This window comes from Calothrix sp. NIES-3974, from assembly GCF_002368395.1.
In the GTDB taxonomy this organism is placed as follows: Bacteria; Cyanobacteriota; Cyanobacteriia; order Cyanobacteriales; family Nostocaceae; genus NIES-3974.
Genome location: NZ_AP018254.1, coordinates 2,732,591 through 2,758,750 on the forward strand (window position 1 = coordinate 2,732,591; position 26,160 = coordinate 2,758,750).

The 26,160-nt window shown below is 41.9% G+C and carries 24 protein-coding genes and 2 tRNA genes; 11 read left to right on the forward strand and 15 right to left on the reverse strand.

Annotation, left to right across the window (positions count from 1 at the left end; translation table 11 throughout):
- Positions 1 to 122: 122 nt before the first annotated feature.
- Positions 123 to 920, reverse strand: coding sequence for a glutathione S-transferase family protein (locus CDC37_RS10835; RefSeq protein ID WP_096621885.1), 798 nt, complete (start codon positions 918 to 920; stop codon positions 123 to 125).
- Positions 921 to 1,878: 958 nt separating this feature from the next.
- Between CDC37_RS10835 and CDC37_RS10840 the strand changes: the two genes are divergently transcribed.
- Positions 1,879 to 2,724, forward strand: coding sequence for a fasciclin domain-containing protein (locus tag CDC37_RS10840; protein WP_096621887.1), 846 nt, complete (start codon positions 1,879 to 1,881; stop codon positions 2,722 to 2,724).
- 91 nt (positions 2,725 to 2,815) lie between these two features.
- Here the strand turns inward: CDC37_RS10840 and CDC37_RS10845 are convergent, their stop codons facing one another.
- The 4 genes from CDC37_RS10845 to CDC37_RS10865 form a co-directional block, all read right to left on the reverse strand.
- Positions 2,816 to 3,886, reverse strand: coding sequence for a WD40 repeat domain-containing protein (locus CDC37_RS10845; protein ID WP_096621888.1), 1,071 nt, complete (start codon positions 3,884 to 3,886; stop codon positions 2,816 to 2,818).
- Between the two features lie 168 nt (positions 3,887 to 4,054).
- The gene (locus CDC37_RS10855; protein ID WP_096621891.1) at positions 4,055 to 5,035 is read right to left on the reverse strand and encodes a CobW family GTP-binding protein; all 981 of its coding nucleotides are present in this window, start codon (positions 5,033 to 5,035) and stop codon (positions 4,055 to 4,057) included.
- A 9-nt stretch (positions 5,036 to 5,044) separates the two neighbouring features.
- A complete protein-coding gene (locus tag CDC37_RS10860) occupies positions 5,045 to 5,959 on the reverse strand; it encodes an alpha/beta fold hydrolase (protein ID WP_096621893.1) in 915 nt (304 codons plus the stop codon).
- A gap of 45 nt (positions 5,960 to 6,004) precedes the next feature.
- The gene (locus CDC37_RS10865; RefSeq protein ID WP_096621894.1) at positions 6,005 to 6,430 is read right to left on the reverse strand and encodes a SufE family protein; all 426 of its coding nucleotides are present in this window, start codon (positions 6,428 to 6,430) and stop codon (positions 6,005 to 6,007) included.
- Between the two features lie 379 nt (positions 6,431 to 6,809).
- Between CDC37_RS10865 and CDC37_RS10870 the strand changes: the two genes are divergently transcribed.
- On the forward strand, positions 6,810 to 7,421 hold the full coding sequence (locus CDC37_RS10870; RefSeq protein ID WP_096621896.1) for a hypothetical protein: 612 nt from the start codon (positions 6,810 to 6,812) through the stop codon (positions 7,419 to 7,421).
- Positions 7,422 to 7,513: 92 nt separating this feature from the next.
- Entirely contained in the window at positions 7,514 to 7,732 is a 219-nt protein-coding gene (locus tag CDC37_RS10875) for a hypothetical protein (RefSeq protein ID WP_197707058.1), read from the forward strand.
- A 231-nt stretch (positions 7,733 to 7,963) separates the two neighbouring features.
- Here the strand turns inward: CDC37_RS10875 and CDC37_RS10880 are convergent, their stop codons facing one another.
- Entirely contained in the window at positions 7,964 to 8,527 is a 564-nt protein-coding gene (locus tag CDC37_RS10880; RefSeq protein ID WP_096621898.1) for a hypothetical protein, read from the reverse strand.
- Between the two features lie 429 nt (positions 8,528 to 8,956).
- Here CDC37_RS10880 and queG point away from each other — a divergent pair, with 429 nt between their 5' ends.
- The 3 genes from queG to CDC37_RS10895 all read left to right on the forward strand — a co-directional run bounded on the left by queG (position 8,957) and on the right by CDC37_RS10895 (position 10,739).
- Positions 8,957 to 9,907 carry a tRNA epoxyqueuosine(34) reductase QueG gene (gene queG / locus CDC37_RS10885; RefSeq protein WP_096621899.1) on the forward strand — a complete coding sequence of 317 codons (951 nt, stop codon included), beginning with the start codon at positions 8,957 to 8,959 and terminating at the stop codon, positions 9,905 to 9,907.
- Complete coding sequence (locus CDC37_RS10890) at positions 9,904 to 10,536, forward strand: HAD-IA family hydrolase (RefSeq protein WP_096621901.1); 633 nt, start codon at positions 9,904 to 9,906, stop codon at positions 10,534 to 10,536. The genes queG and CDC37_RS10890 overlap by 4 nt, the downstream gene beginning before the upstream one ends.
- Positions 10,537 to 10,665: 129 nt before the next feature.
- Positions 10,666 to 10,739 (forward strand) — tRNA-Pro (locus CDC37_RS10895).
- A gap of 538 nt (positions 10,740 to 11,277) precedes the next feature.
- Here the strand turns inward: CDC37_RS10895 and CDC37_RS10905 are convergent.
- From CDC37_RS10905 to CDC37_RS10930, 6 genes are all read right to left on the reverse strand, one after another.
- Positions 11,278 to 11,354, reverse strand: a tRNA-Met gene (locus tag CDC37_RS10905).
- Between the two features lie 48 nt (positions 11,355 to 11,402).
- Entirely contained in the window at positions 11,403 to 12,347 is a 945-nt protein-coding gene (locus CDC37_RS10910; RefSeq protein ID WP_096626085.1) for an asparaginase, read from the reverse strand.
- A 213-nt stretch (positions 12,348 to 12,560) separates the two neighbouring features.
- Positions 12,561 to 13,061 (reverse strand): CGLD27 family protein, encoded by a 501-nt coding sequence (locus CDC37_RS10915; RefSeq protein ID WP_096621904.1) that lies wholly within the window; start codon positions 13,059 to 13,061, stop codon positions 12,561 to 12,563.
- A 3-nt stretch (positions 13,062 to 13,064) separates the two neighbouring features.
- Entirely contained in the window at positions 13,065 to 13,505 is a 441-nt protein-coding gene (rsfS, locus tag CDC37_RS10920) for a ribosome silencing factor (RefSeq protein ID WP_096621906.1), read from the reverse strand.
- A 737-nt stretch (positions 13,506 to 14,242) separates the two neighbouring features.
- Positions 14,243 to 15,577, reverse strand: coding sequence for a glycosyltransferase family 4 protein (locus CDC37_RS10925; RefSeq protein WP_096621907.1), 1,335 nt, complete (start codon positions 15,575 to 15,577; stop codon positions 14,243 to 14,245).
- A 605-nt stretch (positions 15,578 to 16,182) separates the two neighbouring features.
- Positions 16,183 to 17,184 (reverse strand): sugar transferase, encoded by a 1,002-nt coding sequence (locus CDC37_RS10930; RefSeq protein WP_096621909.1) that lies wholly within the window; start codon positions 17,182 to 17,184, stop codon positions 16,183 to 16,185.
- Positions 17,185 to 17,438: 254 nt separating this feature from the next.
- Here CDC37_RS10930 and CDC37_RS10935 point away from each other — a divergent pair, with 254 nt between their 5' ends.
- Positions 17,439 to 18,236: a 7-carboxy-7-deazaguanine synthase QueE gene (locus CDC37_RS10935; protein WP_096621911.1), complete on the forward strand. Its 798-nt coding sequence runs from the start codon at positions 17,439 to 17,441 to the stop codon at positions 18,234 to 18,236.
- A 539-nt stretch (positions 18,237 to 18,775) separates the two neighbouring features.
- On the opposite strand, the gene CDC37_RS10940 is transcribed toward CDC37_RS10935, so the two are convergent.
- On the reverse strand, positions 18,776 to 19,414 hold the full coding sequence (locus tag CDC37_RS10940; protein WP_096621912.1) for a DUF3318 domain-containing protein: 639 nt from the start codon (positions 19,412 to 19,414) through the stop codon (positions 18,776 to 18,778).
- A 76-nt stretch (positions 19,415 to 19,490) separates the two neighbouring features.
- On the reverse strand, positions 19,491 to 20,057 hold the full coding sequence (locus tag CDC37_RS10945) for a hypothetical protein (RefSeq protein ID WP_096621914.1): 567 nt from the start codon (positions 20,055 to 20,057) through the stop codon (positions 19,491 to 19,493).
- 257 nt (positions 20,058 to 20,314) lie between these two features.
- Here CDC37_RS10945 and CDC37_RS10950 point away from each other — a divergent pair, with 257 nt between their 5' ends.
- From CDC37_RS10950 to CDC37_RS10965, 4 genes are all read left to right on the forward strand, one after another.
- Positions 20,315 to 22,393 (forward strand): iron uptake porin, encoded by a 2,079-nt coding sequence (locus CDC37_RS10950; protein ID WP_096621915.1) that lies wholly within the window; start codon positions 20,315 to 20,317, stop codon positions 22,391 to 22,393.
- A gap of 318 nt (positions 22,394 to 22,711) precedes the next feature.
- Positions 22,712 to 23,857: a hypothetical protein gene (locus tag CDC37_RS10955; RefSeq protein WP_096621916.1), complete on the forward strand. Its 1,146-nt coding sequence runs from the start codon at positions 22,712 to 22,714 to the stop codon at positions 23,855 to 23,857.
- 187 nt (positions 23,858 to 24,044) lie between these two features.
- Positions 24,045 to 24,716: a DUF1361 domain-containing protein gene (locus CDC37_RS10960; RefSeq protein WP_096621918.1), complete on the forward strand. Its 672-nt coding sequence runs from the start codon at positions 24,045 to 24,047 to the stop codon at positions 24,714 to 24,716.
- Between the two features lie 665 nt (positions 24,717 to 25,381).
- A complete protein-coding gene (locus CDC37_RS10965) occupies positions 25,382 to 25,666 on the forward strand; it encodes a hypothetical protein (RefSeq protein ID WP_231943381.1) in 285 nt (94 codons plus the stop codon).
- 3 nt (positions 25,667 to 25,669) lie between these two features.
- Here the strand turns inward: CDC37_RS10965 and CDC37_RS10970 are convergent, their stop codons facing one another.
- Positions 25,670 to 26,053 (reverse strand): DUF4346 domain-containing protein, encoded by a 384-nt coding sequence (locus CDC37_RS10970; RefSeq protein WP_096621919.1) that lies wholly within the window; start codon positions 26,051 to 26,053, stop codon positions 25,670 to 25,672.
- Positions 26,054 to 26,160 lie beyond the last annotated feature (107 nt).

Below are 26,160 nucleotides of genomic sequence, written 5' to 3' on the forward strand. Positions count from 1 at the left end.
AAACTTAGCATTGCTACGTCTCTACGAATAATTTTGGTTGAACACAAAATTTAAATAATTATAATTCATACCCAAATTCAACAACGCCGTAAATTTAACACATACCACCTACTCCCTATTCCCTAATCAATTTGAATCGATGTCGGTGCATTTGTGTCTGCTGGGGGATTAAATCCACTGATGGGTCGGCGAAAATCGGTGTAGACTTGCTCACGCCAAGTGAAAAATCTTTCATAGGCTGGATCATTAACTAATTCTGCCACTCCCTTACCCTTGAGACTAGCTGGTAAATCTAAATAATCACCCTCTGGAAATTTTAATAAAATCGATAGTCCTGCTACCGCTAAATCTGCTAAAGTCGGTTCATCCCCCGTTAAATAGGGACGCTCTGCCAATATTAAGCATAACGCTTCCAAATCTTGTTTTAACTGCGCGATCGCTTGATTAATTGCCTCTGGACTATAACCAACCCCAAATCCTAAAGCTTTGAAGACATCGCTGGGAACCCCCTCTACCAAGGTTCTGAGAATGTCAGGGGTCGTTGTTGGTAAGAGGGAACGACGAAAATACTGGTCTTGACTAATGGCTGAAAATAAGGCTTTGCGTCCCTTTAAACCAATTGATTCGTCAGCCCATTCTTCCATCATCAAACATAAACCCCGTTTGATTCCCTCCTTGGGAATAATTGGTCTTTCGGGATAATGTTCATCTAAATACTTCGCTATTTCCGTAGAATCTACTATGTAGCGGTCACCATCTTTGAGGACTGGTACTTGTTTTTGCCCTGTTAAACGTAGTAGTTCTAGTTGACCTATTCCCGGTGTAACTTCGATTTTCCGATAGTTTAGCTGTTTATAATCTAGGATGAGACGCACTTTCTCTGAGTATTGAGAAAGTTCAAATTGGTACAGTTCCAGCATTGAGGTTTTCCTGCCATTGGTTCACTCGTAGATTTTACAACTTTTATTGATGATGTCGTCGATTTTGATTTATAATCCCCAACTATTTTGTCGGAATCTCTCTTAATGTGGAGGGAGTAGGGAGTGGGAATGAACTGTTGTTTGGTTGTGTATGAAGCTCAAAAAGCTTGCATCTGTAATTTTTTAGAGCCGATAAAAAGTGGAATTGTGGGGTGAAAACTATTATTCCTGTACAGACGCGACATGTTGTGTCTCTCCCTATTCCCTACCCTCACGAAACGACTTTTTCCGCAGACCCTACTTAATCAAGTAATTAAATCATAGGAAAGGGAATACATAATTAAATTTAAATCGAAATCTAAATATCCAATGCAGAAGGAACAAACATATTCTTGATTTCGTCTTTATTTGCTTTTCGTGTCAATAAAAACACTGCAAAACCCTATTTTTCGGTGCTTTTGACCAAAATTCTGTCAATGGTTGCTCATCACTTATTAGTGGTACTTGGTGCCATTTCAACAGGGATTCAGAGTATAAAAATAAACTATATAATTCAACATTCAACACTAAACAGGATTTCATCTCAGAGGCGGATTTGACTCAAATATGTTCCAAGCAGTCAGCAAGAAGTAAGCATCCAGACAAAAGGTGAAATCGCTGATTGGAAATAGGTTATAACCGCCTACGCTCCAGACTAAAATATGGCAAAATCGTTGCCGCACGAATCAATCACAACATGAATGCGATCGCCAACAGAATCGACTTCATATCTATGAAATACAGATAATTTTGAATACATATTTTTGTCCGTATATGCGTATTCATAAGATATTTATATACAAACAATATGGTTATAATTCTGATTTCCAGGTTAGACCGAAGGGGTGAGAAATTGTGCATTAAAAAATGTTATAAAAAGTTTATGTAATGTGTGGAAAATTCAGCCAACCATATTCCTATGAAGGTAAACAACAGCTATCTGCTGACAAAATTGGCGAGTATTGTGGGAGTAACGGGTGTTAGTCTTCTTGCTAGTCTATCCGTTGGAGCGCAAGAAACACTGAATCCAACTCCGAGTATTTTCAGTGAAGCTCCCTACAACCGCAGTCAACGCGTACTGTCCAACAGTCAGTACACTCCCCAACCAGTTGTAGAAACCAACAAAAAAACAAAAAAAACAACAGTTGCTCAAGGTACACGGGGAGGAATTAACCCCAGTCCGAGTATTTTCCAAGAATGTCCCTACAACCGTAGTGCTTGTCCTGGTTCTGGTTCTACAACTTCAACACCCGCAGAAAGACCTGCACCCCAACCCCTACCAGCACCTGTAACTCCTCCACCGGAAACTCCTGCACCTGGTGCTGGTGCTCCCTCCGGTACAACAGAAGGTAAAAACATTGTTGCGGTTGCACAAGCAAATGGTTCCTTCAACACTTTAACTAAAGCCCTAAAAGCTGCGGGATTAGTTGAAACCTTACAAGGAAACGGACCCTTCACAGTCTTTGCTCCCACTGATGAAGCATTTGCCAAGTTACCTCCGGATGCACTACAGGAGTTACTCCAACCCCAAAACAAGGAAGTTCTCAAAAAAATCCTCACCTACCACGTCGTCAGTGGACGGGTATTATCAACCGATTTAAAATCTGGCGAAGTTAAGAGTATCGAAGGCGGTCCCATTAACGTTCGTGTTGAAGGTGGTGCTAAAGTGATGGTTAATGATGCCCAAGTGGTGCAACCAGATGTGAAAGCTAGTAACGGCGTAATTCACGTCATTAACCAAGTGATTTTACCCCCTGACCTGTAAACACTTCCCATCGCGTCGTCCGTAAACTTTTCACAAATTGCACTTAAATCTATATACTTAACCTCGTTCGGTAATTACGGACGAGGTTTATTCATTTACCAAAGCCTTGAGCGCGACTGGATTGAGACCAAATTAACACTTCACCGCGATCGCCACCTGCTGCTAATAGTTTACCTTGGGGATGCCAAGCCAGACTCGCAAAACCATTTTCTGCTCCCGTTAAAACTTGGGATACCTGTTTGGCTTCATTCCACAAACATAACCACCCATCACTTGCAGTAGAAGCTAACAAAAAACTCTGGGGTGCAAAACCAATCGCTTGAATCACATCTACGTGATTGGTCAATATCCGTGCTTCCCAACCAACCGACTCATCGGAGGATTTTTCCCATACTACCACCCCTTCCACACTCGATGTGGCTAACAATGGCGCACCGATAGGGGTGGAAATATCCGACCAACAACAGGAACGGATCTTACCGGGAAAACCGCGCATAATCCAGGGTTGGGGGTCAGAGGTGGGAATTAATTCAGATTCGTAGACACTTATTGTCCTGTCCATATTACCACTAGCCAAAAATTTACCATCCCCAGACCAAGCCAATGTTAAACTAACGGTGGGCATTTCCAATTCAAAGGCTCCATCATCCCATGCTGTACTCTCCCACACCTTAATACCCCGATTTCCCCCCACAGCTAAGTATTTGCCATCACAACGCCAATCAATCCCCAAGGGTGAAGAATCAGCAAAATTTAGGGTTGTGACTACCTGTTGTTGATTTGCATCCCAAACCTGTACATATTTGCCGATACTAAATGCAAGATGGTTAGTAGTTGGACTCCAAGCCAATTTATCAACCCAAGCGGGAGCATTTGCCAAAGTAGTGATTAATTCCTGTCCTCGCCAAATTTTGACTTGTCCATCCTGTCCCCCTGTTGCCAAAAACTGACCATCAGCAGAAAAAGCTGCACAATCAACCGATGTATCCGTGACTGATTGCAGCGATAGTACATCCCCATTTTCCCACAGGACAACTTCTCCTGCGGATGAAGTTGCAGCAAGTTTTTCCCCGAAAGGAGACCAAGTGACAACGGTGACATAATCTGTTAATTGATGGGAGCTTTTGAGGATAAATTCTTTTTTGTTAGCAGAGGTTGGCATATTTTTGGAAGTTGATCAAATATTAGTTGGGGAAAATAGGCAAAACTTAAATTTTCGTGGGGTCAGAAGTCAGATTTCTCAAAGAAACCCGACTTCTAGAGGTTTTCGGGAAATTTTACGGCAAACCCTAAATATGATTAACCATTTTTTATCCTGTCTCCCGTCCCCTCAACCAACCTTACAAGCCAAAAAATCAGCCTTCAGTTGAACCTCATCAAGATTTCGACCGATAAAAACTAATTCATTTTTACGGGTTTCCCCATCTTTCCAGGGACGGTCAGGTTTCCCTTCAAATAACATGTGGACACCTTGGAAAACAAAGCGATTATCTTCACCAGCAATATTTAAAATCCCCTTCATGCGGAAGATATCAGGACCTTGGGTCTGAAGTAATTTACCTAACCATTGATTTAATTTTTCGCCGTCTAGTTCTCCGGTTTCCACTAACGCAATGGATGCGACGGTATCATCGTGTTCATGGTCATGTTCTTCCGTCAAAAAATCCGGTTCGATTTCCAGAGCGCGTTCCAAATCAAAAGCCTTAATACCCAACAGTGCATCCATTGCCAAATTAGCATTTTGAGTGCGATAAATTTTGGCGATCGCATTCATACTCCGAATACGTTTTTCCAGTACATCCAATTCTTCGGGTGTAACTAAATCGGTTTTATTCAATAAAATCACATCTGCAAAGGCAATTTGTTCCTGGGCTTCATCCGCATCCCAATGTTGTAAAATATGCTTGGCATCAACAACCGTTACCACTGCATCCAATTCCAATTGTTCCCGCATATCTTCATCCACAAAAAAGGTTTGAATCACGGGTCCAGGGTCGGCTAATCCTGTAGTTTCAATCACTAAGTGGTCAAATTTGTGACGGCGCTTCATCAAATTACCGATAATCCGGATTAAATCCCCACGCACGGTGCAGCAAATGCAACCGTTATTCATTTCAAAGATTTCTTCATCCGCATCAATCACCAATTGATTATCAATTCCCACTTCCCCAAACTCATTCACAATCACCGCGACTTTTTTGCCATGTTCGTGGGTAAGAATGCGATTGAGCAATGTGGTTTTACCAGCACCTAAATAACCAGTGAGGACGGTGACGGGGACGGAAAAACCAGTTTCAAGTGTATTTGTCATGATACTAAATTACCTAGCAGAGACTTTCAAAAAGGGAGCTATACTTGTAGCCACTTCCACAGCATATTCTTCATGCATCCCCAAGGTTCCGGGTAGAATTATACTCTCAACTTGATTTAATTGTGCTAGAGCATCCATTTGCGATCGCGATTTTGGTGGCGATGAATTTCCTATTACCACCATTAAAGGAATTGATAAATTTTTCCCTAGTTGCAAAAATTCTTCCGTACTACTTACCCCATCTAATGTTCCCGTCACAAATGCTCCCGGTGCATAGCGCGCTCCCGGTTGTTGGGTATTATGCCATTTATACTCAATCAAATCCCGTGTCAATTTGGAACTATCTGCGTATACATGACGACTATACATCCATTTGAGAAAGGATGGTAAGGTATTCAACTTGTATAAAAGTTGCCCTAAAATCGGTAAACGAATCACATCCTTAACCAACTTCGCCACCTCCCGATTTACACCCATCGTCGGCAAAGGACCACGCCAAGTTGGAGCCACAAATACTAACCGGGAAAATAACTCCGGCTGTTGATTAGCTAGTTTGAGGACATAGGTCGCACTATGACCAGCTGCAACGACCCCTATAGGAACCGAAAATGTAGCAGTGATAAAATCCGCCAAAAACTGCTCATATAAACCAGCTTGATAATCCACTGCGAAACGAGATGAATCCCCAAAACCCGGAAAATCAACAGTCACAGTTTGAAAATGGGAAGAGAGAATTTGGGCAATCCCCGCCATTTCCGAACGCATTGACACCGTACTCAAAGCTGGTAATAGCAATAATGGCGCACCATCACCCAAGGTTTCGTAGACAACGCGAATTTCTCGCTTTTGCCAACACCAAATGTATTCACTGATAATACCACCAATCTGTTTATAGATTGGATTTGCAACTAATTGGGTACTCATAGGTAGGAGAAAGGATACTCCTGTATCCTGGATTCTAAATCTAAGTTAAAGATACTCAGCAGCTTTAGCCTGCATCGTTTTAAAAATGTTATAAAAACCGTTAGCCCGTGAAGGCGTTAAACTCACGTTTAATCCTGTCTCTTGAATGAAATCGGGAGCAAGATTGACAATTTCCTGGGCTGGTAATCCATTTAAACCTTCAATCAACAAGCCTACCAACCCCTTCGTTAACTGTGAGTCGGAATCCCCTTGAAAAAATACTCCCCCATCCCTGAACTCGGCTGTAATATAAACCTGGGAAACACAACCCATCACCTTATTTTCGGGTATTTTGTCAGCCTCTGGAAACTCTTTTAGCTTTGTACCATACCAGATTAACTGCTCATAGCGTCGTTTCGGTTCCGTCGCACGCTGGAAGCGTTGGACTATTTTTGCTAAAGCAGGGGGCAAAGTTTCAATAATCGAGGACATGATCAATCACTAAATGCGTTCTCAGTTTGAGTGTAAATCATCTTTGCCTAGGAAACACAGATTCTACCCCTTTTCTGTGGCCCAGTTTCCTTTATTTTTGAATCTTTTGTCGCAAAAGTATTTTGACAGCCATCTAATTTACCCTATAATTATTACGTACTTGATTAAAATCTCAATATTTCTTTAAAAACATTTACATTACTTATATATTATTCTATTTCAGTAGTACATAAAAACCAATTTACTAGAAAGTAGGCAAAAACAGAGAGTTGTGATGGGTATATAAAAATACCCACTAGATAAGTAAAGACAGGAACCTCCGTCAGAGGTTGACCAAGTTCAAAATACCCAATCTCAAATCAAACCAAATAGGAATAGGATGATATCAGCAATCAAAAATTCCCCAACAGAAGTAGTCGTCAAGCTAGAGAAGCCTCCAGAAAATAAGAATCAGCTAATTACCAATAGTGGTGCTGCAATCAGTCAAAAACTTGAGGCTCCGCGTATTGCATTGGATTATGTAGTCGGAAGTTACTTTGATTCGATTAATCAGGGGTTATATCGGCGCACTGTATCCTTATTTACAAATGAAGGGATTTTGGCTCCACCATTTCAACCGCAAATAATTGGTAGAAAGCAGATATATCAGTATTTTCAGCGTCAACCACCGGGACTGTATTTAGAGGTGAAGGAGCGTCATATTTCTCCTTTTTATAATCACCGAACAAAAATAGACGTATTTGGTAAACTGAGGAGCCAGCGACAAGATATCAATGTGGTCTGGACTTTTCTGCTAAATAATCAAGCAAAAATTACCATAGCCCAAACAGTTTTGCTTGCGTCCTTAAGGGAACTAGAAAATCTTCATTCCTATCCCTGTCAGGATTTTCACTTGGATTGTGTTGAACCGGAATATTTGGGGGGACAAGCTTGTTTACGCTTAGTAAATCACAGAATACAGGATACAGGACACAGGATACAGGAGAAGTAATTGCTTATATAAGCTTATATAGCAATCCGAGATGATTTATAAAATCTTACATGTAGGGTTGTTGACTGTTAACCTAATGCCCTAGCGAAACCGTGTCATCATATGGAGGTGGAACTGTGGAACGGGAACATGTTATTGGACGCGATCGCATGGATTTATGCTTGAAGTCGGGGAGTGTAACTTTGGGGATAGGGTTAAAAACCTGGCGCAATAAAACTATAAACCCCGAACCAGAAGGTTTGCAGCAGTTGGATTCTTACTATAAACCCCGAACCAGAAGGTTTGCAGCAGTTGGATTCTTATTGAATTAGCAGCAAACATTGATCTATCATCGGAATATTCCCGTTGGGTTAAGAAATATTACTGAATTTCTAACTTTTAGTAAATTTATTTGCTCTAATTTGAGTCGGCAATTGAGAATTGAGGAAGTAGCTAGCCTCTTGCTAATTTTTGCAAAATAAGCTCCTAATACTCGTGATTAGGAGCTTACTTAATTTACCAATTCCAGAATTTAGGTGTTCTCAACTAAACCTGATAGGAAACTATAATCTGGAACATTGATCTTCTTTATTACCTTGGACAACATTTGCACCTCCAACGGGAGCAGGGGAATTTTCTTTACACTGGAGATTTCCATTAATACGGTTTTGTCTAATCTCTAGTCCACCGTTATTTTTAAAGGCTTGCAAATTGCCATTAATTGTATTGTTGTTAGCGACAAGTTTTTTGTTGTTTTCATCGAACTGTAAATCTTGATTAATCCGAGTACCTGTAATGTTTGCACTTTGGGATTGTTTAATTTGAATGCTACCACCTACAGATGAACTTGACCGCACAATCACCTGTGCTGCATTTTCGGCTTGGATATTACCATTGACTTTGATGCCAGAACCGTTAAAACTAGCATTAGATTCAACTTTAATATTACCCTTAACAGTTGTACCATTCATCTGACAATTAGCGCCACTGGGAACTTTAACATTATCTAACGTTACAGCGCCTAAACTTCCTCGACATACCGTTTCTTCTGCAAGCGCAACTGAGTAGCTAAATACGACTCCAAGTAAGCTGATACCAGCTACCGCTAACCAACGATTATTGCTCATAAAATCCTCCGATTTAATTCTGGTTTTTTGCGTATAAGCAGACGGAAAATATAGCCAGCCATACCGATAAATTCCGTAATTCTTGATTTGAAAATATTGTTCTTGGTAGATTCAGCCTGAAATCACGAATTGGCTTTATTTGTAGCCTTTTCTACTGATATTTTGACAAGAGTATATGAACTTGAGATGAAAATTTCATGAGATTATTCTCATCTTGTAATCAACGGTACAGACAATCATGACCAAGTAATCATGTGGGAAAAATTAAAATTATTGCTGTGGAGTATGGAGTAGCCTACATGTATTGCTGACACCAACGGGGATGAAAGTGTTTTTTTCAACTCTCTACTCCCTATTCCCCATTCCCTACAAGTTATTCCGGGGAATGATATTATCAACTTGCAGTCAGTTGCTCAATTTCCTCAAGTAATGTATCAATCCTCAGCAGTCATCAGTCAGGAAATAAAAGCGCAAGCCTTGGAATTGGGATTTAGTAAGGTGGGGATTGCCAAGGTTGATGAAGTAGATTCTGTAGATTTGCGGTTACAAGAATGGTTAAAAAATGGTTATCATGCCGATATGGCATGGATGGAAAATCCCAAAAGGCAAAATATCCGTCAAGTGATGCCGGAAGTGCGATCGCTGATTTGCGTGGCCTTAAATTATTACACACCTCACCAACGACCCACGGAACCAGAGTACGGGAAAATATCCCGCTATGCTTGGGGACGGGATTATCACAAAGTCATGCACAAAAAGTTGAAGGCTTTGAGTAGTTGGTTAGAGGCAAAAATCGAGGGAATTCAGGTGCGGTATTATGCAGATACCGGACCAATTCAAGATAAAATATGGGCCCAACGTGCAGGTATCGGTTGGATTGCCAAAAACGCCAATGTGATTACCCGTGAATATGGCTCTTGGGTGTTTCTCGGTGAAATCCTAACCAACATGGATTTAGTTCCCGACCAACCCCATACACCCCATTGTGGAACATGTACCCGTTGTATTGATATGTGTCCAACTAACGCTATTACTAGTCCCGGAACCATCGATGCTAACCGATGTATCGCATATCATACAATCGAAAATCGGCATCAGGAATTACCTCCAGAAATGCGATCGCAATTGCAAGGATGGGTAGCAGGATGTGATATCTGTCAGGATGTATGTCCTTGGAATCAACGATTTGCCCAACCAACAACGGTAGCAGAGTTTCAACCCTATCCTAGTAATCTCGCGCCAAAGCTGGTAGAATTGGCGACAATCTCTGACCCAGAATGGGACAAAAGATTTACAGCATCGGCGTTACGACGGATTAAACCCGCCATGTTACGACGAAATGCCCGCGCAAACCTTGATGCATTGCCGGCGACAACATGAAAAAAGTAATTATTTTTGATTTTGACGGTACAATTGCGGATACGCTGGATGCAATGGTGGCAGTGGTGAATCGTTTAGCTGTCGAATTTGGATATGCACAAATCTCTCCGGAAGAATTGTCGATATTGCAGAAGCTAAGTGCCCGTGATGTAATTCGATATTCGGGTATATCTGTGCTAAAAATTCCCTTTTTGGTCAAAAAAGTCAAGTCCGAATTGAAAACAAAAATACCTGACCTGAAACCAATTCCGGGAATGCAGGAAGCCCTTTATGAGCTGAAAAATCAAGGTTTTAGATTGGGAATTATTACCTCTAATTCCCAGGAAAATGTCCTGGAATTCCTCAAAATTAACCAACTTGACCACCTATTTGAATTTATTTATTCAGGTGTGACAATTTTTGGCAAAACGACAATTATCAATAATGTTCTCAGACAAAAACAAATTAAACCCGAAAACGTGATATATGTTGGCGATGAAACTAGAGATATTGAAGCATCAAAAAAAGCCAACATCAAAATCATCGCCGTCACCTGGGGATTCAACTCCCCTGAAGTCTTAGCTCAACAAAAACCTGATTATCTAATTCACCACCCCCAGGAATTAATTGATGTTATTACCCAAGGGTAGGTGAAAATATAACATTCATCCAAACAGCAACTTCTCTATCGTTTGCCTACACATAGGGGTACTTCCATTTTGTGGATTGTTGTATTTATATCGAAAATTCATGCTATGATGGGAGCTGGCGTTTATTAACGGGATGTAGCGCAGCTTGGTAGCGCACTTCGTTCGGGACGAAGGGGCCGCTGGTTCGAATCCAGTCATCCCGATTATTGTTTTTTGTCTCCATGTTCCCTGTCTTATACCGTCATGAAGGTAGGGAACGGGGAATAGGGAGTAGGTTTAACCCTAGTACAGGTTGGCGGAAATAAACCGAGTATTAACTTAGTCAGAACTTTTATCTAGTGACTATGCTCTGCGTGGTCACTCAGTCAGCGAGGACTACAGCCTTCAGTCACAAGGTCAGGGAGGAGTCTCGTAGATTCCGCACCCAGGTAGAGCATGGGTGTGAGGGAAAAGCTAGGCGTATTTATGCCGCGTGGTAATAGGGATTTCAATTTTCACAAGACCCAAAAAACTACAGACAGATGTAAGTTTTTTGAGCTTCTATGCACTTATTTATTTGCATTTTCTGGAACTAAAATACTCTCCGAAGCTGACAGTATAAGAGTTTTACTACTTTTCAGCAAGCCCTAAGATACAAGCAAATGTAGTACATCTGAGGGTGAAAACCGTATTGACCTATAATAATAATAAATAAAAGCTCGCAATCCGCAAGAATACGAGCTTTTATCCTTTAAATCAATTTGGTGGCGGGAAGTGGATTTGAACCACTGACCTTCGGGTTATGAGCCCGACGAGCTACCAGGCTGCTCTATCCCGCGTCGCTTCTACTTCTATACTATACCCTGAAGTTCGAGAATTTGACAACCCTAAATTGATAATTCGCCAATTATTTCTAAACGGTTGTACTTGCCGATGTTCAAGAACCGCTCACCAAGAGCGTCTGCGGTGCTAGGAGGAATCCAGCCTAACTGTTGCAGGATGTGAATGGCGGCGGCATATTTAGCCCGTTTGGCCCCATCGATGACTTTAATGGCTAATCCCATCCCCTCACCTAAACGACCAATACATTGAATTCCTTCCGCTCCGGATTTGCTGATAATTTCTCCAGGAGTCAAACGCATTAATTCTGTGTCAAATTTGCCATCCCCTGCAACCATTGCTGGATGGTGGGTCATCGCGCGTACAATTCGTTCTAAATCTAGGTTGTGTCTGGCTGCAAGTTGGGCGTACAAATGGGCAATTTGGGTGAGTTGCATGAGATAGGTTGGGACACCACAGTCATCGTGGACACTGATAAATTCTTCAGCTGGCATCCGCAGCATTTCGGCGACTTTGGTTAAGATTAGTTGCTGGACAGGGTGTTTACGCTCCAAATAGGTATTTAGGGGGAAATTCCTCTGTTGACAAACAGCTAGCATTCCCGCGTGTTTACCGGAACAATTGTATTCTAGCCGACTACGCTTACCATCGGGGATTGGACATTGGAGAGCGGATGGATCGATATCAGCACGCCAAAGAATATTAAAAACTTGACGAACCTGTTCAATACTGCCTTGATGGGAACTAGTGATAATTGCTAAATCGCGATCGCTTAAATCATAGCGTTCAAGAGTACCTGTAGTTGTTACGGCTAAGGCTTGAAATGGTTTGAGTGCCGAACGGACAAAGGTTGCTGTTTGAGCATTTCCCGCCACAGATAACACCCTACCTCGTTCATCTGTAACTACAGCTTCAACGATGTGCTTGGACTCGATAATACCCTCCCGTAGTAGGCGAACTTCAAGGGGGTTTGTTTGCGTGCGTTTTCCCATCATGTAGTTGGTAGATGATTCGAGCTAAATATTTGGGCGGATAGATATTATATAACGTTTTTCATCCCTTGAGGGGGTGACAGGGGCAGTCTCAATTGCCGATGAAAAAGTTGTTTGCTGTCCTGGCTTCCCTGGAGACGACCCGGTGGGTCGTCTCTACGACCCACTCCCTCTTCCCTAACTTCACTTAAAGACTTGTTCCGCAGATCCTATCTACAGAAATTGCCAAATGACAATTCCGAGCAGATATAAACCAGCCAAAACGGCAAAAGTTAGCTCTAGACGGCGTAGAATCGGTTGAATTTGGTAAGAAACAATTAGGCGATCGCGGGCTAATATGTCTTCTGGTTTTGTCCAGGTTTGTCCATCGTACCAACCGGATTCTTCGTAGAAAATTACTGGACTCCGTAGGCGGTTGCGAACATAAAACCAACCAGAGTATAACCTGACCAAAATCAGTAAAACTCCGATACTTGCACCGGCTGACCCACCAAGGAGAAATTTGGCAAAATATTTATGTAGGGGAAAACTCGCTGCGGCAACAGGTCCAGCAATCAACCAGGAAATCGAGTAAATCCACAGTATTTTGCCAATATAACCACGCCAACTGAGGGTGCAGTCACGATATAGCCATGCAACCTTGAGGGCTTCATACTCATTGACAGGCTGCTGTTCCCTCGGTACCGGACAATTGCTGACTGAGGATTCAATCATCGGTTATTTGCTCCCTTGGTCTTCAAAGACGGAAAACTCAATAGACTCTGCATGTCCCCAAAAAGCCTCTAAATTGTAGAATTCCCGTTCTGCTGGCATCATGGAGTGAACAATCACCTCGCCATAGTCATGTAATATCCAACTTCCTTCTGCCTTTCCTTCCACCTGTAAAGGACGGCGTTGGTATTGCTCCTCTACTGCTGTTTCAATTGCCGATGCGATCGCTCGCACCTGTACCCGCGAATAACCTGTCAAAATCACAAAATAATCCGCCAAATAGGAAATATCGGCGACTTTCAAAATCTTGATGTCGCCAGCCTTTTTCTCCGAAGCTGCAAGGGCGATCGCTTTCGCTAGTTGTTCGCTCTCATCTACATCCGCCATTGCTAAATCGGTTCTTGCTAATGATTGTATGGAAGAATGAGTTGGAATAGAATCAGCCATTAAACCTCAACGACTAAAATTAAAGTTGTAATCATACTTAACAATTTGACAACTTGTCGGTGTGTAAATTCTGTTAACCCCTAATTGTCAGAACTCCCCACAAAATATTATGGAACAGCTAATACACGCCTTCCAAATTGACACAGCCAATTGACAAAATAGTCAAACTATTGGCAAATGCTATTCCCGCATTTCTCACAAAACCCTAAAACTCACAGGGATAGTCCGTAGAAGGAAAATCAGTCCGTTACTCAAGGCTTACAACTTACTCGTGAGAAATCCAGGTATTAGGTTTTTCTTGAATACTAACAAAAAAACGGTCGCCTATGTAGTTAATTCTTGATTTAGGCTTGAAGAACATGCTTGGAAACTATTACCACGCGGCGTAAATACGCCTACCTTTTCCCTCGCACCCATGCTCCGCGTGGGTGCGGAATCCACGAGGGCTACTGCCTCGTGAAGGCAGTAGCCCTCACTGACTGAGTGACCACACTCTACGTATTCCCCTCGCTCCCATGCTCCGCGTGGGAGCAGAATCAGCGAGGCTCCTGCTTCGTGAATGAAGGCAGAGCCTTCAACTCACTAAGTGACCACGCGGAGTATGGTCACTAGATAAAAAGTTAATACTTCCTTCGCACCCATGCTCCGTGTGGGTGTGGAATCTACGAGGCTCCTGCCTCGTGAAGGCGGTAGCCCTGACTACAAAGCAATTTTATAGGACAGACCAATAGAAAGGTTTACTTTTTCGAGACAATCCCCGAATTAATGGCGTTACCAGAATCTGGTAAAGAATAAAACACAGGTTCATACACTGGTTGCAGTGGTTGGGATAACTGTTTGTGGACAGAACTGGTCAACTCCTCAAATAACGCTTCATATTGATTCAAGGCTGCATCGAAGGAGTAATTTTCCACGGCGAACTTCCGACTGTTGTAACCCAAGGAATTTACTAGTTCGGGATTTTCGTATAAATTAATAATTGCTTGAGCTAGGGCTTCTGGATTTTCTGGTGCAACGACTACCCCACCTCCACTTTGGCGAATAGCCTTAGCCGCAGTACCACTATCGGGAACAGATGCCACAATGGCACTACCACTGGCAAGCAAAACCTGGATTTTGGAAGGCATATTAAAAGAAATCACATTTTTCTTTTGCACCACCAAACCCACATTGGCTGCACTGAGCATTTCTGGTAATTTTTCCCGGGGTTGGAAGGGTAGCAGTAACACATTATCTGCACCACAAGCGAGACATTCCTGTTGTAAACGCTCCAGTCCTTTTGCTTCACCGACAATCACAAAGGCAATTTCTGGGATATGGCGCAGTTTACTAGCAGCTTTGACGACGGTTTCCAATCCTTGGGTCAAGGCAATATTTCCCGAATACATCACCACAAATTTATCTTCCAGGTTATGGGTGATTCGGAAGGGGTTTCCTTGCTTTGCTCCCGGACGAATAAAATTCACATCCACCCAATTAGGTATTTGGACAATTTTCTCCGGGTCTACGCCTTTTTCCCGGAGATTATCGACAAATCCGTCGGCAATCACACTAATTTTAGTCGCAGCACGATAGGCAAATTTTTCTAAAGCACTAAATATCTTAATTAACAGTTTATTTTTGAGTAAGCCGACATGAATCGCTGCATCCGGGAGAATATCTTGCAAATTTAAAACTACGGGACAACCAAAAAACGAACCCAGGAAGGATGCGGGTATGCAACCAGGTAAGGAAGGAGAAGTGGTGAAAATAATATCGGGTCGCCAACCGTTTAAAGCTGGTAATAGGCTTGTCATCACAAAACTTCCATCTAATAAGATGCGATCGAGTAAGTTCGGTTGGGGACGAATCCACACACAACTACGTTGAATTTTTACACCGTTTTTGTACTCTGTGACAAAAAACTTACCCCGATAGTCTTCGTATACCTGACGCTGGGGATAGTTTGGCATTGCGGTGACAACTCGCACTTGATGACCTCGATTCACCAATCCTTCCGCAAGTTCTGTCATCAAGGGTGCAATCCCAATCGGTTCCGGATGGTAGTTGTATGAGTAAATTAAAATCCGCATAAAAATTTATTTATTAATCTGGTTTGTGGACAATCAGCGCGTCGGTAGCTTCAAACCTAAATCAAAGTCTCTTTTGGGCAATCATTAGGCATGATTTTTCACCCCTAATACTGATTTTCTCTTTAGAAACGATTAATGTCCGTTATTTTTCCTTGAAGATTAAGTAAAAATTAACTTTGCTCACAACTCATACATTGGCAATTTTTGATACATTGATTTAGCCTCTGGTGAGCCAAAGTATCGTGGTTTTTACGGTAGTAATTAAACCTAATCACAGATGACATGTGGATCGCGATCGCTATTTTTGTTCGATAATCTCGAATGAATCAATCCATTGATAACGACATCAAGATAAAATTCAGATTCGGATTATCAGTATTACGGAAATTCTCTCGGTAACAATTAAATAACGACCTCCGTCAAATAGGGGTGGTAATTGTATGGAAATAGGAATGATAAATTCCTAAATCATTGCCTCAAATTTCGTGGTTTTCAACACCCGCAAAAACAAACAAATTTAGACATCCATATTGTTTGCAAACAAGTAGAGACGACCCATCGGGTCGTCTCTACGGTAAAAAATTATGCTGTGATTGAACTCAGGTTTAAACAGCACCGCTATTTTTGTTAAATAAAATTGTGATAGTTCTAAGGATCAGTTTTAAATCATAAACAAGAGTCCAGTTTTGCTGATATTGCAAATCCAGACGGATTACATCCTCAAAACTACGAATACTGGAACGACCACTGACTTGCCATTCTCCGGTCATACCGGGTTTGACATCAAGTCTTTGCCATTCTGGAACTTCGTAACTCGAAACCTCATCAGGAGTCGGGGGACGGGTTCCCACCAAACTCATTTCACCAATAAGTACATTCCAGAATTGGGGTAGTTCATCTAAACTGGTGCGACGTAAAAATCGACCCACACGGGTGACACGGGGGTCATTATCGATTTTAAAAAATGCCCCTTTCACTCGGTTTTGAGCAATTAACTCAGCCTTTTTGGCTTCCGCATCAACGCACATGGAACGAAACTTCCACATCCGAAATTGCTTACCCATCCACCCACAGCGAGTTTGTGCAAACAAAATTGGACCGGGGTCATCTAGATAAATGGCGATCGCAATGGGAATAAATAAAATTCCCGTAATCACTAAGCCGACGATTGCACCGACAATATCAATTATCCTTTTCATCCAGGATTTAATCGATGGGTGGGTCTCTGGTAAGACCTCATCCAACTTTTGACTGGTAACTGGGAGTTTCTCCAAGTTCGTTTCTATGGGTAAAACCCCATCTAAACCTGTCAACTTTAACACTGCCATTACCTGGGGAGTGGTATCAAACAGCGTAAATTCGACTTGTTTTGTTTGAGCAGTTCGATAGGAACTGATTAACGCACCAAGTCCACTACTATCCATGAATGTTGTTTGAGTAAATGCGATCGCCACACGTTTGAGGGACTCATGTGTCAATATCAAGTCTTGACAAGTCTGCTTAAACGCTACTGCTTCAATGACACTCAAACGAACAGGTACTTGGACTATAGCTGTGTCGTTAGTAAAAGTAATGGGGAAATCAGCCTCTTTCGGTTGGCTTGTCATGGGACTTTGCACGTTAGTTGATCTTGTTAAAATTCTCCACCCTGTGATGATTTTGTTCTCACGAACACCTTAACCCCATCCGGTCATTGATGAAACCGGAAATTGCCGCAAGTCATAAATTAATGGCAAACATGTATCAGCACCCTCCACAATAGAACATAGAAGATAATTTAGGTCGCAATTAGTCACCTAAATCCCCTGTTCATCAAATCCACACAAAACCATTACGGTTTCAACATAATTGTTACCATTTCATGACTTTGCCAACTCAAGTGACACCGACAGCACACCTGATTGAAGTTTTTTCCGCAATTCAAGGGGAAGGGCTAAATGTAGGCACGCGGCAAATCTTTATCAGATTTGCCCGGTGTGATTTACGCTGTCATTTTTGTGATAGCGCCCACACCTGGGATGCACCCCCTACATGCCGAATCGAACAAACTCCAGGGATGCGTAATTTTGAAACACACTCGAATCCAGTGCCTCTACCTATATTAACTAAATGGGTCTCGCGGCAAAATATACCTGACCTCCATGATAGTATCTCGATTACTGGCGGAGAACCACTCCTTTCATCACCTTTTCTACAGCATTTTTTACCAGAAATTCGGGCTATCACTGGTTTACCGATTTACTTGGAGACGGGTGGTCATCGTCCCCAACAATTAAAAATGCTTATACCTTACCTGGATTGGGTGGGGATGGATATCAAGCTACCTAGTGTGAGTGGGGAAACCCGTTGGCAACAACATCGGGAATTTATGCAAATTTGCGATCAAGCTCAAGTGCAGGTATTTGTGAAAATTATCATTTCCGCCACCACTGACCTTGATGAATTAATCTATGCTGCTGAATTAGTGCAACAGGTAAACCCCACCATACCGATTTTTTTACAACCCGTGACACCATTACCATCGATCCCCATGAATACAATGACTCCACAAACCGAACCTTCACCGTTCCAAGTTCTGCAATGGCAGGCAATGTTAAAGAAAATTGTCAAGGATGTGCGGGTGGTTCCCCAAACCCACAAAATTCTGAATCAGTTGTGAGGAATACTCAGTGAAAAGCGAGTCCCCGTTCTAATAAAGAAGGGTGGGGACTAGGGGGAAATTTGTTACATTTCAATTTGCTTAGTTAGGCGATCGCTTTTATCGCTTATATTGATTTCGCTACTTTTATCTAAATCTCACAATTTTTATTCGGTAGAGCCCCGGCGGTAATATACTCTAATATATTTGGGATTTGTCAAGATGTCAATTATCAGTCTTGAAACTATGGTAATTACGTCTGTTTTTTGAAAATAAAGTCATTAATATTGACATCAAGGTCGATTTATTGAGAAAAATATTGTCAAACTGAGGGAAAGTACAATTTTTTGATTTTCACAGATTAAAATAACTAATCTATACGAATGAATTAAACCTGGATTTTTACCGGTGTAGATTTCTTCACTACTCCCTACTCTCCACTGCCTGCAATTTTAAAGGATTTGTCATAAATCTGGGTAAGGTTGGGTGTAGCGATCGCATAACCCAACATATTCTTTTGTGCTGTGCGTCCATACCAGATTTAGGATGGATGGGGGAAACTAATTATAAATATCACCCTTCGATTCCGATTTTGCCTTATTCGCACTGCGTTTCAAAGCCGATAGTCGTGCTTCATACTTAGCCCGTTGACGCTTATTCGGAGTAGTATCAATGAGGGTTTTGAGGGCGCTACCCAAGCTTTTATAGGCATTGGGGAGACTGTAATTAAAACGACAAGCTAAGGCGATCGCTTTTTCATCAGCTTCGATCAATTCCTTGATTTGCTTATCTCCAGCGTTTTTTTGATACAATCGCCATCCGGAAACACCACACAGGGCTAAAGCTAATAACAACAACAAACCATCCTGCACCCATAATTCCCCGACAGCACCACCCAAACCAATCGCTAATGCAGCCATTTCCCAACCATCACGGGGAATCGTATCATTTTGAATCCGGGCAACTTCATGCCAAAATAGCAAATTACGTTGGTCAATGGCCAAATTATCCCATTTGACCAAATCAATTTGAATTTCCACCTGGTCTTTACCGATTTCCTCACAGCGAACCAAAGGAGGATTAACGTCAGTTGTACCTTCAACTGTCACCCAACTTTGTAACTCTGGCGGTAACAAACCCTTTAACCGCCGCAATTCACTCATTTCCGCTTTCGCAGAAGAAGTTACATACGATGCCATAAATCCAGCCCCAAAAAATATCTAAATATTTCTGTATATTGAGGGTATCACTTCCGAGCTAAAGGGTTTAACTCCCCTATTCGGATTTCTCTCCAGGGAAAGTCCCCCGCTTTTTCCGCGCTTCCATTGCCTTTTCTAAAATTTCTAGCAATCCTGGAGACTGTTCCTGGATACTTAATAGAATACGCTCTCCTAGCTCAATATTGCCAGGGTCTTGTCCAGTTTCCATCACAGACTGCAATCTTGGTAACGCGACCGAATCAACTAACTGCACCAAACCCGTTAAACAGCGATTAAATTGCTTTTCTGTCAAAATCGAGTCTTCCAAAGGAAACTCGATGATGGCGCGAATTTCTCCATCGGATGGGTCATATTCCCATTGCAGCATTTTCGTTTCCCAAGATATGGCCAACATGGTTTGCAAAATCGCCGCTTTGTGGGGATGGGATTTTACCCCTTCCAAAACTTGTGGTGCAAACAAACGAAAAAAATTTCCACCCTCATCCAATTGGACAACGATGAGAAAATCTTCTAAATTTTCGGCTTCAACCCCGGTAATGATGCGGTCGTCTTCTTCTTCAAGTCTATAATCCCAGCCGAGATTATCTAAATAATCGGCAATCTGTTGCAAATTGGCTCCCATAATGCCCCATTTGGAATACGGTCGCAGCTACCGTTTACCAGTTTAACTTGCCAAGGACATTTATATGCTGTGTCTTCGCTACTTTCTGCGGGACAATTCCATCGGAATTTACAAGTTTTTGGGAATAGATGAATAGGATATCCTTGCGTATTTATACGAATATAAAATATTTTTATACAAATCAATCATCTACCATTCCTGAATTACATTCCAAATATCTGTGAAGGTAAATACTGACTCATGTAAATAATCATACAATGAAGCGAACAAGTCTGCTGATGGCGGGGATAATAACCACAGGTCAAGCCACAGCGTCGGGAGTTACTAATCCACCAGTGATTCAGCCAGACAATCCATCTCCACCAGAAGCGGAAGGAAAGGAATTCGCTGATGCTGTGATTCCTGTAACGGTTACACTACCGGAATTAACGCAGCGAATAAAGTCGGCGGATGCAGGTGGGGAATCAAAATCACAAATTCGACATCAGCATTTATTGAAAAGTATTCGTTCACAACTGAAATTAAAATCACGGGTTGATCTGTATCAATATGACTTGGAAGAAGTCGGGGAAACAACTGATTATATTCAATCTGGTATTAATCCAACGAATTCTCAATCCCCTATTCCATCTCAATCTGAAACCAATATTCACAATGCCATTTCCCATCAACCTGATATTTTTGATACTTCTAGGGAAGTTTCTACTTCAGGAACGACAGAATCTCCAGTTACTTCCCATCCAGTTCGGGAATCCGCACCTAGACCAATTGCATCGGAGTTCATGGAAACAGAGAAGCGGGAAGAACAAATAGAAATACCTGGGGAAATGGAGCAGGTGACATCCGTTTCCCAACTGGAGGATATTTTACCATCCGACTGGGCTTTTAATGCCTTACAGACCCTTGTGGAACGGTATGGATGTATTTCCGGGTATCCAGATGGGACGTTCCGTGGGAATCGTAGTATGACTCGCTATGAATTTGCCGCAGGGGTAAATGCTTGTTGGGAAATGATTAACGAGTTGATCAGCCAAAATAGGGAAAATAGGGTTCAACAAGAGGATTTGGTGGTATTGCAGCGTTTACAGGAGGAATTTACCACCGAAATTAAACAGTTACAAGCACGGGTTGCGGATTTGGAAGCTCGAAATGCAGCGTTGACAGCAAATCAGTTTTCCACGACAACAAAATTGATTGGACAAGCGATAATTAGTGTTCAGGGAACCAACTCACCGGATATGTCCCTATTCCCAGGAGATGAACGTCAGGGGAAAACCAATACAACCATGACCAGTAGCACCCAATTAACCCTAGCAACTTCCTTTACCGGACGGGATTTATTATTAACGGGATTGACGGGGGGAAATTTGGGATCGACTGCACCCCAGGTTTTTTCTAATATGGGACGATTAGGGTTTGAATCGGATACGGGTGAGAATGATATTTATATTAGTGAATTATCCTATCGTTTTGCCCTCGCTGATAACTTGGGGATAGTGGTGGGGACAGCAGGAGTTAACCCGACTAACACATTTCGAGGTATTAATCCCCTAGAAGGTGCGGGAGATGGTTCTATTTCCCTATTTGGTCAACGGAATCCGATTTTAGCAATTGGAGGAGGGAGAAGTGGAATTGGATTTGATTGGCAAATTAGCGATCGCATGAGTTTACAAGGGGTATATACTACAGAAATCGCTAATTTTCCTGGTAATAGCGCTAATGCGGGATTAATTGGTGGACGTTATACCCTAGGCACACAGGTGACTCTTGCTCCCAGTGATAATCTCGATGTGGGGATTCACTATCTGTTTAACCATTCTCCGGATGATAATTTACGCACAGGAATCGGGGATACCCAACTCAGTTCACCCTTTGCACCTGCAAACGCTTTTGACCACCATGCAGTTGGTGCAACGGTTGCTTGGCGTGTGAATCCGAATTTACAATTAGGAGGTTGGGGTGGTTGGACTTTTTCCCGTCCCGTTGGTTTGAGTGGTAGGGTAGAAACAACTAATTGGGCTATATTTGCTGCGCTTCCCAATTTATTCCGTCCCGGTAATTTGGGGGGTGTAATTTTTGGACAACCACCGAAAATTACCGCTAGTACCCTTCCTGATGGTTATAATTTACCCAATTTCGCCGTCCCTGATTTTGCAACTGGTGGAGGACAGGGAGGACGGGAAGATACATCCCTACATTTAGAAATGTTTTACCGCGCTCAAATTAACAATAATTTGTCCCTAACTCCCGGTATATTTGTTGTCTTTAACCCCAATCACAACCGCGATAACGATGCATTGGTGGTCGGTACACTTCGCGCTACTTTCCGGTTTTAAGTAGGTAAATCAGAAAAGGTGATTAAGGATATCGGTGAGTGGGAAGTTATTGGATTTTGGATTTTGGATTTTGGATTATTACTCCCTTCTTGCATTCTTACAGGGAGTAGGGAGTAGGGAGTAGATGGAAAATTCATCCGTCACTCAAGACTTATAAGTTACTTGTGAGAAATCCGGGTAAGGATATCAGTGAGTGGGAAGTTTTTGGATTATTAACACATTTAGCGGTTAACAGTTGACCGTTGACCGCTAACCGTTAACAGTTAACAAATTTCTCCTGAATTCTTTTTTAAAAATCTGACCAAAGAGTTAATAAAAATGCAATTTAATATTCGCCGTTTATTTTACATGGGTTATGCGATCGCGGGAGGTGGTCTTTTTAGTTTGACTGTAGCACCTGCATCTGCACAATTAACCATCGAAACCACTGGAACCATCTCTGGAACGATTCAATTACCCAGCTTTAACCCCAATTTTAATAGCCGGATTACGGAGGTGATGACGGATTCGACGGGAACCTATTTCCGGAATATTGGTACACGCAACAATCCTAATTACGTTCCTGTTTACACATCTAATCACGTTAGATTTAGAACCAATGCCGATGGTAGCCTCAGCTATTATGTTAACTTTAGGGGTATTCCGGTTGTTTCCTTTGATTCTGTGATTACTTCACCGATTCTTTCTGAGGGTGAATTAACACCTTTCAATTATCAAGGCAGACTACCGGGAGTCAAAATGCAAGCCGTTGTCCAAGATGAATTATCATTGGGACGAGCGTTCTATACTGGAATTGTCACAGACCCAAATACGGGAAATCGATATCAAGGAACCTTTGAATTACGGGGACAGGGACCTCGTTACAGTGATCGAAATGGTGGAGACAGTCCCACGGTATTTGATTTCAAATCAGATTTACCCGGTACACCAACTGTAACATCTGCCAACATGGAAAATGTGCCATTAGTACGTTTACGAGTTACGGTTCCAGCGGATGCACAGTTACTTAGTCCAACCACTGGTGGAGGGGGAACAGATCCTGTTGTCACCAATCCGGGAACGACAAATCCTGGAACTACCAATCCGGGAACTACAAACCCTGTCGTCAGCAATCCGGGAACAACGAATCCTGTCGTCAGTAATCCGGGAACTACAAACCCTGTTGTCAGCAATCCGGGAACTACTAATCCTGGGACAGGGACAAACCCTATTGCTGTAAACAATCCAGTGGGAAACACAATAGTTACACCAACACCGGACTTGGGTTTTAATCTGGGAGGAGTTGTGGCGATCGCATCTAATCCAGACGGTACAATTCCAGAAGTTGAGTTTAGCGATGGTAGAACCTACCAACTCACTCCAGAGATTGCCAAAATTTGCGCTGAAGCTCAAATCCAGTGTCGAATGAAACAACCCCAAACACAAAAATCAATCGGACCCCGTAGTCGTGTTTTGGTGAGATAATTTTGCTGGAATTTGCGATCGCCAAGGTGGAGTTAAGAAGCAAACATGCAAAATTACCACCTGAAGAAACATAGTGATCAGGGAGTAGTGGTAATGCGGTTCGGATAAGAAAATTCATAACTCCCTACTCCCTACATGGAAAATATTGCACTATTTGTCTAGTTTCTGAAAAATCGCAAAAAAAAACATGAAAACCGAACTGATTGAATTAATCCATCGAGTAGTTCAAGTCTTACAAATCAATATGCGCTGGATGACATGGAATTTATTTCTAGCGTTTATTCCTTTAGTTTTAAGTATTTGGCTATTTCGTCGTTCTTCCCGTGGACGCTCTTGGGTTTGGTGGTTAGGTTTTCTCGTCTTTTTTGCATTTCTTCCCAATGCACCCTATTTACTGACAGATGTCATTCATTTGATTAATGATATTCGCACGATTCAATCGATTTGGATGATTACGTTAGTGTTATTTCCAGTATACTTTATCGTCATTACAGCCGGATTTGAAGCCTATGTCATTTCTTTAATTAATTTTGGTCATTATCTACACCGTATGGGTAAAAGTTCCTGGATTTTGGGTATGGAATTAATTACCCATGCTTTGTGTGCAATCGGTATTTACTGGGGAAGATTCCTGCGCTTCAATAGTTGGGATTTTGTCACGCAACCGGATGCTATTCTCACCAGAGGAATTGAAGAGATTTTCGGAAAGCAACCACTAGTAATTATTTTAATTACATTTGTGATTCTCACTACATTATATTGGTTAATGAAGAGGGTTAGTTTGGGGTTGACAATTCAAAAAAATCCAGATTTTCAGACGAGAACCAGTAATAATCCTTATTTATTGCCACCAAAATAAACCTATCCCCACAAAAAAACCTGATTGAAATGGATTTCTCGCAAAGTCCTAAAACTTTCAGGGAGTTGGGAATAGAAAGAAAACTAAGCCATGAATCAAAGCTTATAGCCTTACCCAAGCAACTGAGGTACATCTAAAATTCTCTAGCTTTGATCAAAATACAAGCAAAATTAAAATCGTACCTCACCAGACCGGGAACCGCTATATTGTTAACTCATAATAAATACAGGATTGAGTAACAGGTTAATTTTTCTGCGACCCCTCTAATCGCTAACTAATTGACTGAACACTCCTTGCAGTTGCTCACCAAAGAAAACCTCGCTTGAAAATGATACAAATTAGAAAAAAGAATGCGACAGATGGATAAATGTAACCCTTGTATAACAAGAGCTTCCCAAGCTAAAATCCAAAATCCATAGACGCGTAGCGGATTGACCGTAGGGTAATCCAAAATGGTATGAGGTGTAGGGGGAGGAAGGGGAAAGTGGAGGAAAAGTGAAAAAACCACTTTCCACCTCCCATCCAGCAGGTTATAAAGGAAGAAATACCAAAAATTATTAATTATTATCGTCTGCTCACAGGTATTTTGCCTAGTTATAAAAATTGTTGACAAAACATTTACGGGGGCTAATTTGATTTTTGCATTTGGCTGGAGTGAGATGCAGATGACATCTGGTGATAGTTCCACTTCCTTCATACCTAACGGTATCAACCGTAATCCAACTCCGATTCAAACGGGTCATTTAAATACCATATCTGAATGGCTAAATTCCGACTCAATTAACTATGTAGTTGGAAGTCTCAACGCATGTGAAAATGTGAATATGCTGGCTGATTTAAGGCAAATTTTCCCCCGTGAAGTTTTAATTGAAGCATCGCGTTATGTCCGTGGTGTGCAACGTCAACGCTTACAAGAATGGTTGAATATCCTGAATAAGCAAGTTAAGTAATTATTAATCTTGAATGTATTCCTCTCCCGTAATCAAGGCGATTTCTGCTCGGACAAATTCTCGACCGAGATAGGCTGCATGGTCAAGCATAGAAACAGGACAGGGTTGGGTTTGCTCAAATAACTTGACTGATAATTCTTTTGCGGTTCGACCGGTGAATAGGGTGGTGGTGGTTCGTTCGACCTTACCGCGTGCTGGAATTACCTCGCCGGTTTCGGGATTGACAGCTAAACCGCGTTCATTAATGATATTTGTATAATGTTTGGCGCAGATTAAACCATTTTCTCGGTCGATATAAATAATAAAATATCCCTTGGGGTCAAGGTCGATATGGCGCTGGGAGAGTTTTTCGTCAATTGCGGCTAAACTGTCAATCGTTAATTCCATAGTCACATTTTTATCAACTCAGGATTTTTACTCTATATCTAAGTGTAATTACTTTTGGACAAAATTGAATACGGTTGCGGTTATTTCTAGCTAGTGGTCTGTCACAG

Excerpts from the sequence above, each read along its gene's own strand:
- CDC37_RS10925 (WP_096621907.1), bottom strand. The coding sequence starts at position 15,577 with ATGCGGATTTTAATTTACTCATACAACTACCATCCGGAACCGATTGGG.
- CDC37_RS10955 (WP_096621916.1), top strand. The coding sequence starts at position 22,712 with ATGCAATTTAATATTCGCCGTTTATTTTACATGGGTTATGCGATCGCG.
- CDC37_RS10970 (WP_096621919.1), bottom strand. The coding sequence starts at position 26,053 with ATGGAATTAACGATTGACAGTTTAGCCGCAATTGACGAAAAACTCTCC.
- rsfS (WP_096621906.1), bottom strand. The coding sequence starts at position 13,505 with ATGGCTGATTCTATTCCAACTCATTCTTCCATACAATCATTAGCAAGA.
- CDC37_RS10965 (WP_231943381.1), top strand. The coding sequence starts at position 25,382 with ATGACATCTGGTGATAGTTCCACTTCCTTCATACCTAACGGTATCAAC.
- CDC37_RS10845 (WP_096621888.1), bottom strand. The coding sequence starts at position 3,886 with ATGCCAACCTCTGCTAACAAAAAAGAATTTATCCTCAAAAGCTCCCAT.
- CDC37_RS10870 (WP_096621896.1), top strand. The coding sequence starts at position 6,810 with ATGATATCAGCAATCAAAAATTCCCCAACAGAAGTAGTCGTCAAGCTA.
- CDC37_RS10855 (WP_096621891.1), bottom strand. The coding sequence starts at position 5,035 with ATGACAAATACACTTGAAACTGGTTTTTCCGTCCCCGTCACCGTCCTC.
- CDC37_RS10835 (WP_096621885.1), bottom strand. The coding sequence starts at position 920 with ATGCTGGAACTGTACCAATTTGAACTTTCTCAATACTCAGAGAAAGTG.
- CDC37_RS10860 (WP_096621893.1), bottom strand. The coding sequence starts at position 5,959 with ATGAGTACCCAATTAGTTGCAAATCCAATCTATAAACAGATTGGTGGT.
- CDC37_RS10935 (WP_096621911.1), top strand. The coding sequence starts at position 17,439 with ATGACTTTGCCAACTCAAGTGACACCGACAGCACACCTGATTGAAGTT.
- CDC37_RS10910 (WP_096626085.1), bottom strand. The coding sequence starts at position 12,347 with ATGGGAAAACGCACGCAAACAAACCCCCTTGAAGTTCGCCTACTACGG.
- queG (WP_096621899.1), top strand. The coding sequence starts at position 8,957 with ATGTATCAATCCTCAGCAGTCATCAGTCAGGAAATAAAAGCGCAAGCC.
- CDC37_RS10865 (WP_096621894.1), bottom strand. The coding sequence starts at position 6,430 with ATGTCCTCGATTATTGAAACTTTGCCCCCTGCTTTAGCAAAAATAGTC.
- CDC37_RS10880 (WP_096621898.1), bottom strand. The coding sequence starts at position 8,527 with ATGAGCAATAATCGTTGGTTAGCGGTAGCTGGTATCAGCTTACTTGGA.
- CDC37_RS10940 (WP_096621912.1), bottom strand. The coding sequence starts at position 19,414 with ATGGCATCGTATGTAACTTCTTCTGCGAAAGCGGAAATGAGTGAATTG.
- CDC37_RS10890 (WP_096621901.1), top strand. The coding sequence starts at position 9,904 with ATGAAAAAAGTAATTATTTTTGATTTTGACGGTACAATTGCGGATACG.
- CDC37_RS10930 (WP_096621909.1), bottom strand. The coding sequence starts at position 17,184 with ATGACAAGCCAACCGAAAGAGGCTGATTTCCCCATTACTTTTACTAAC.
- CDC37_RS10960 (WP_096621918.1), top strand. The coding sequence starts at position 24,045 with ATGAAAACCGAACTGATTGAATTAATCCATCGAGTAGTTCAAGTCTTA.
- CDC37_RS10840 (WP_096621887.1), top strand. The coding sequence starts at position 1,879 with ATGAAGGTAAACAACAGCTATCTGCTGACAAAATTGGCGAGTATTGTG.
- CDC37_RS10945 (WP_096621914.1), bottom strand. The coding sequence starts at position 20,057 with ATGGGAGCCAATTTGCAACAGATTGCCGATTATTTAGATAATCTCGGC.
- CDC37_RS10950 (WP_096621915.1), top strand. The coding sequence starts at position 20,315 with ATGAAGCGAACAAGTCTGCTGATGGCGGGGATAATAACCACAGGTCAA.
- CDC37_RS10915 (WP_096621904.1), bottom strand. The coding sequence starts at position 13,061 with ATGATTGAATCCTCAGTCAGCAATTGTCCGGTACCGAGGGAACAGCAG.